Source organism: Vibrio sp. 10N.247.311.13 (assembly GCF_041467595.1).
In the GTDB taxonomy this organism is placed as follows: domain Bacteria; phylum Pseudomonadota; class Gammaproteobacteria; order Enterobacterales; family Vibrionaceae; genus Vibrio; species Vibrio crassostreae_C.
In genome coordinates, this window is sequence record NZ_JBFSUX010000111.1 from 1 (window position 1) to 4160 (window position 4160).

Annotated in this window: 6 protein-coding genes and 1 pseudogene; 5 read left to right on the forward strand and 2 right to left on the reverse strand. The window is 45.8% G+C overall.

Going from position 1 to position 4160, the window contains the following annotated elements; translation table 11 throughout:
• Positions 1-113: 113 nt before the first annotated feature.
• Both AB6E52_RS22720 and AB6E52_RS22725 read left to right on the forward strand, forming a co-directional pair.
• The gene (locus tag AB6E52_RS22720; protein WP_017061526.1) at positions 114-500 is read left to right on the forward strand and encodes an MAPEG family protein; all 387 of its coding nucleotides are present in this window, start codon (positions 114-116) and stop codon (positions 498-500) included.
• An 8-nt stretch (positions 501-508) separates the two neighbouring features.
• A complete protein-coding gene (locus AB6E52_RS22725; RefSeq protein ID WP_102321281.1) occupies positions 509-1039 on the forward strand; it encodes a DNA mismatch repair protein in 531 nt (176 codons plus the stop codon).
• 33 nt (positions 1040-1072) lie between these two features.
• Here AB6E52_RS22725 and AB6E52_RS22730 read toward each other — a convergent pair whose 3' ends face one another.
• Positions 1073-1708: an START domain-containing protein gene (locus AB6E52_RS22730; RefSeq protein WP_102321282.1), complete on the reverse strand. Its 636-nt coding sequence runs from the start codon at positions 1706-1708 to the stop codon at positions 1073-1075.
• 54 nt (positions 1709-1762) lie between these two features.
• On the opposite strand from AB6E52_RS22730, the gene AB6E52_RS22735 reads away from it, so the two are divergent.
• A complete protein-coding gene (locus AB6E52_RS22735) occupies positions 1763-1885 on the forward strand; it encodes a hypothetical protein (RefSeq protein ID WP_017061529.1) in 123 nt (40 codons plus the stop codon).
• Here AB6E52_RS22735 and AB6E52_RS22740 read toward each other — a convergent pair.
• Entirely contained in the window at positions 1882-2358 is a 477-nt protein-coding gene (locus AB6E52_RS22740; RefSeq protein ID WP_102321283.1) for a YHS domain-containing (seleno)protein, read from the reverse strand. The two genes, AB6E52_RS22735 and AB6E52_RS22740, sit on opposite strands and share 4 nt — an antisense overlap.
• A 110-nt stretch (positions 2359-2468) precedes the next feature.
• On the opposite strand from AB6E52_RS22740, the pseudogene AB6E52_RS22745 reads away from it, so the two are divergent.
• A pseudogene (locus AB6E52_RS22745) lies at positions 2469-2923 on the forward strand (helix-turn-helix domain-containing protein).
• A gap of 230 nt (positions 2924-3153) precedes the next feature.
• The gene (locus AB6E52_RS22750; protein ID WP_102321284.1) at positions 3154-4032 is read left to right on the forward strand and encodes a 6-carboxytetrahydropterin synthase; all 879 of its coding nucleotides are present in this window, start codon (positions 3154-3156) and stop codon (positions 4030-4032) included.
• The last annotated feature ends 128 nt before the right edge of the window (positions 4033-4160 follow it).

Here is a 4160-nt window from a genome sequence, read left to right on the forward strand (position 1 = left end):
ATAATCACCCATACTGGCCGTTTCTATCTGAGATCCAATTAGGAAACAAAGCCGGGTGTTGTCGAACAGATAACAAAGAACACTGAGTAAACACAAAATAATAGGGAAATATGATGGTTACAGCACTTTACGCAGCCTTGCTGACGATCGTAATGATTTGGTTAGCAATAGAGGTGATCAAGCAAAGGCGAATCAATCTTGTTGCTCATGCTGATGGCGGTGTCGAGTCGTTACAGATAGCACGTTCGGCACAAAGTAATGCTATGGATTACATCCCAATCACCGTTATTTTGATGGGATTGTTAGAGATGAATGGCGCCGGTGTGTGGCTGATTCATGTCATTGGTGTGGCGTTTATTCTGGGGCGTGTGATTCATGCGAAAGGGATCTTAGCGAAGAACTTCAAAGGTCGAAAAGTGGGTATGGTGTTAACGCTTATCTGCATGATCTCTTTGATTGTCCTAAACTTAGCTTACCTACCTTTTGATAAAATGTTCTAGGGAGCATTATGGCGTTGCGTCTTCCTCCTGCTTGGGCGATTGTCCTCGCAGGCTTGATACTCAACATCATGGCGATTGTCATGTCGAGCTTGGTGCTCGATAAAATTGAAGCTGAGAAAGCGGAGTACAACGATCGCAAATACGGCAATGTGTACTCAATACAGCTTGCTTGGAATACGATTGAAACCCTAGAGCGCAAGCGTGAAGCGATCCTGATTCACCTTGATAAGCTATCCCCAGAAATCGCTCAACCTGCCACTGTTCTTGATGAAGCGCTTCGCGGACAACTTCGGAGTTGGGTGAGTGACGAGGTGCCGGCCATCTCGTTGGCTAATTTACCTAAGCTTATGATGCTGATAAACAATGCCCAAGAATCGCAACGATCACGAATTGATGACTACTATTTGGATAACCTGACCTTGGTTGAGTTGATCCAAAGGCTTGATGAGAAAATGGCTTTCTATAAGAACATCGCCCTGTTTCTTCAGGTGTTTGGTTTAGCGCTTATCTTAGCTCGCGACCTAGCAAGAAGACCTTAGTCTTTAACCTTATTTACCTATTTACTTGTACCGCTAACGAGACTCACTTGGCAGGTTGGGGTGCTGTTGGCCTTGGTACTTTGGTAACTGTTCTTTTAGCCCCTTAAACGTGCTCAGTGCACTGCCTATCGATAACTTGTTCATCAACCAATTTGGCAAGATGCCCCCTGCGTTCGCATACGCGGTGTAGGTGATGTAGGTATTGCCATTAGTCAGCGGTTGCAGTGTCCAAAGTGCGTCCACATCGTAGATTCGAATGTACCCCGACTCTTTCGCCAAATAGTTCGACGCATCCTTTATCGACAAAACAAACTGCCCACCCTCGATGCTGTATTTTGAGTAGGTCACCATGTCTCGATCTCTGGCAGGCCACGGTGCTTTGAATTGGGTATAGACGATGTTTTCATCTTCAGATATCTGCATCAACACACGGCTTTGCGATACATTATCTATCCAGTTTGGCACGTTCTCACTGTCTTCCAATAACAGTAAAAAACCGGAGTAAGTGGTGGGCGTTTGCATCTGTGCTCGTATTTCGACCAAGCCTTCGCTGTGTGGCCTTTTATCAATCATGATGCCATCTTCACTTTTGACGAACTGCCATGGGTTGGCATAAGTCAGTGTCGATAGGGCGCAGAGGCCGAGTGCCAAAATCCTAGGTAATGTCATTATTCTTCCATAAAAAGAAAAGCTTATCTGCTAGGAGTATAGAATAGAATAGAAATGGACTTAGTAGGTGTTGCCAATCGCTTTGGGTTGGCCTCTTTGGGGAAAATCCCAATGAAAACGGAAGCGTTCGGTCGCTTCCGTTTTATTCTTGGGCAATGGATAAGCGCTGTAGGCTAGAGCTTATAGGCTTCTACGGTTTTGATGGTTGTCCAGTTGCTGTTGGCGTCTTGGATGAACTCTTGTGTATTCTCCAGCCAGCGTTTCTGAACCGATTTGTCTAAGTTCAGATACAACTTTCCATCTTCCACCTTCCAAGCGAGAGGGTCGGTTTCAAACTTCTTACCCATGGCTACTCCAAACGCGCAGTAACCGCCATATTGAGGGGCATAGGCTTCTGGATTGGCTCGAAATTCATCTCTGTTTTCACTGCTCGCAAAGTTATAGATCGCATTCTTATAGGTCGCTGTGAACTCAGATGTGCCTTTTACTGGACCTTCATTGGCAAAGTAAGCGACAGGATCATAGCCTTTAATTGCGAGGTTATTGCTATCAACGCTCATGTCGATGTCTGCTGCCATCAGTGAAAAGCTGGTGCCTAGTAACGCGGCCATTAGAGTGATTTTTTGACTGGTCGATTTCATGTGTGACATATCAAGTTCCTTGTCAGTGTTGGTTATCTTGTTTGAAATAATTTATCCCACTCGTCCGGTCTATAGAGGGACAAAAGAACTAAAAACTAAGCGAATCGTTCGGAGGATGCATGGATCTGCTTTCACAACTAATGGAACACTTCTCGATACGCACTGGCGTTTTCTATTCTGGAAACCTGTGTGGAGTATCGTCATTTAACGCGCAACAAGGTAAAGAGGGCCACCTTCATGTATTGAGCGCGGGGGAGTTGAGCTTGTCTAGCGCTCACACGGAACACAGGCATTTGTCGCAGCCTTGCATTGTTTATTTGCCGAAATGGCGTCACTGGCCGCGATGTCTCGCACTCAGTTTATTGAAGCGTTCAAGCGAGAAGTGGGTGAAACGCCGGGAGACTATGTGCAAAAGTGGCGAGTCTCTGTAGCTCAATCTCTGCTATTGCAAAATAAGCCGATCAATTGGGTTGCTGATGAAGTGGGTTACAATAGCTACTCAGGATTCTCACGTGCTTTTCAACATGTTGCCGGAGTGTCGCCGCGTCTTTGGCTGAAGCAAAATGTGTCGTGAAACGCCGGGCAACCCTACGCGTTTTATGGCTATTCGCATGAGATTGGCCTATGTTTTAGCGGAAATTGAGCGTGGTTTGTTCATTTCTCGAATGACGGTGTAAAAAGGTGGACTTTATAAGCGCGTTGTAACATCCTGCCCGTCCTATTTTATCAGACATCAATGAGACGAAGTGCCTGCTGAACATTATTCAGCCTCCCGTATCTCATTAAAGCACTAAGGAGTTCCACTTGAACCTATTTGTAAGAGACCTTACCGTTATCGATTCTTCATACATCTGTGAACACAGAGGGGTCGTAGGAGATAGTTGGATTTTAGATGTCACCATGTCTGGTGAACTTAATGAAATGAGCATGGTGCTGGATTTTAGCAAGGTCAAAAAGCAGATCAAACAGCTTGTCGATGAGCACGTTGATCACCGTTTGCTGCTGCCAATGCAAAGCGCTGCAATTGTTCTTCAAGCGAGCAAAGCGGGCTACTCTATGGTTGATGTGTTGCGTGGTGACAAGAGCCTCCACCTACATTGCCCTGACGAAGCATATTGCTTGATTGATGCAGAAGCGATCACTATCGAGAGTGTGACCGCACACGTTTATGATATTCTTCGCGATAACCTGCCAAGTAACGTCACAGGGTTAGAGATCACCCTTCGTCATGAGAACATTAATGGCGCGTTTTACCACTATACCCATGGTTTAAAAAAGCACGATGGTAATTGCCAACGCATCGCCCATGGTCACCGTTCTCCAGTAGAAATCGTGGTCGATGGTCAGCGTGACGGGCAACGTGAACAAGCATTTGCTCAGCGTTGGGAAGACATTTATTTAGGTTCTAAAGAAGACCAAGTTTCAGTTTCATCACTTAACCTGAGTGAAAACGCGAACAGTGTTAATGATGAAAGTCACTATGGCTTCCGCTACACCGCGCCACAAGGCGAATTTGAGCTAGCGATTGCTAAGAGTGAGACGGAAATTTTACCGACAGATACCACGGTGGAATTACTTGCTGGCTATATCGCGGATCAAGTTGAACCTAGCCTAGCAGAGAACCAATCACTACAAATCGTCGCTTATGAAGGTGTTGGCAAGGGCGCAATGGCGTTCCGATAACACTCCAGCGAGTGACACAGTCTCATTACTGACATGATGAAATAAAGGCAAGATAATCCGTTATCTTGCCTTTATTTTTGTGCGCCGAGCATGGCGTTGATCTAGGAGGTGAAAGTCCTCTACGGGCT

Excerpts from the sequence above, each read along its gene's own strand:
- AB6E52_RS22720 (WP_017061526.1), top strand. The coding sequence starts at position 114 with ATGGTTACAGCACTTTACGCAGCCTTGCTGACGATCGTAATGATTTGG.
- AB6E52_RS22725 (WP_102321281.1), top strand. The coding sequence starts at position 509 with ATGGCGTTGCGTCTTCCTCCTGCTTGGGCGATTGTCCTCGCAGGCTTG.
- AB6E52_RS22730 (WP_102321282.1), bottom strand. The coding sequence starts at position 1,708 with ATGACATTACCTAGGATTTTGGCACTCGGCCTCTGCGCCCTATCGACA.
- AB6E52_RS22735 (WP_017061529.1), top strand. The coding sequence starts at position 1,763 with ATGGACTTAGTAGGTGTTGCCAATCGCTTTGGGTTGGCCTCTTTGGGG.
- AB6E52_RS22740 (WP_102321283.1), bottom strand. The coding sequence starts at position 2,358 with ATGTCACACATGAAATCGACCAGTCAAAAAATCACTCTAATGGCCGCG.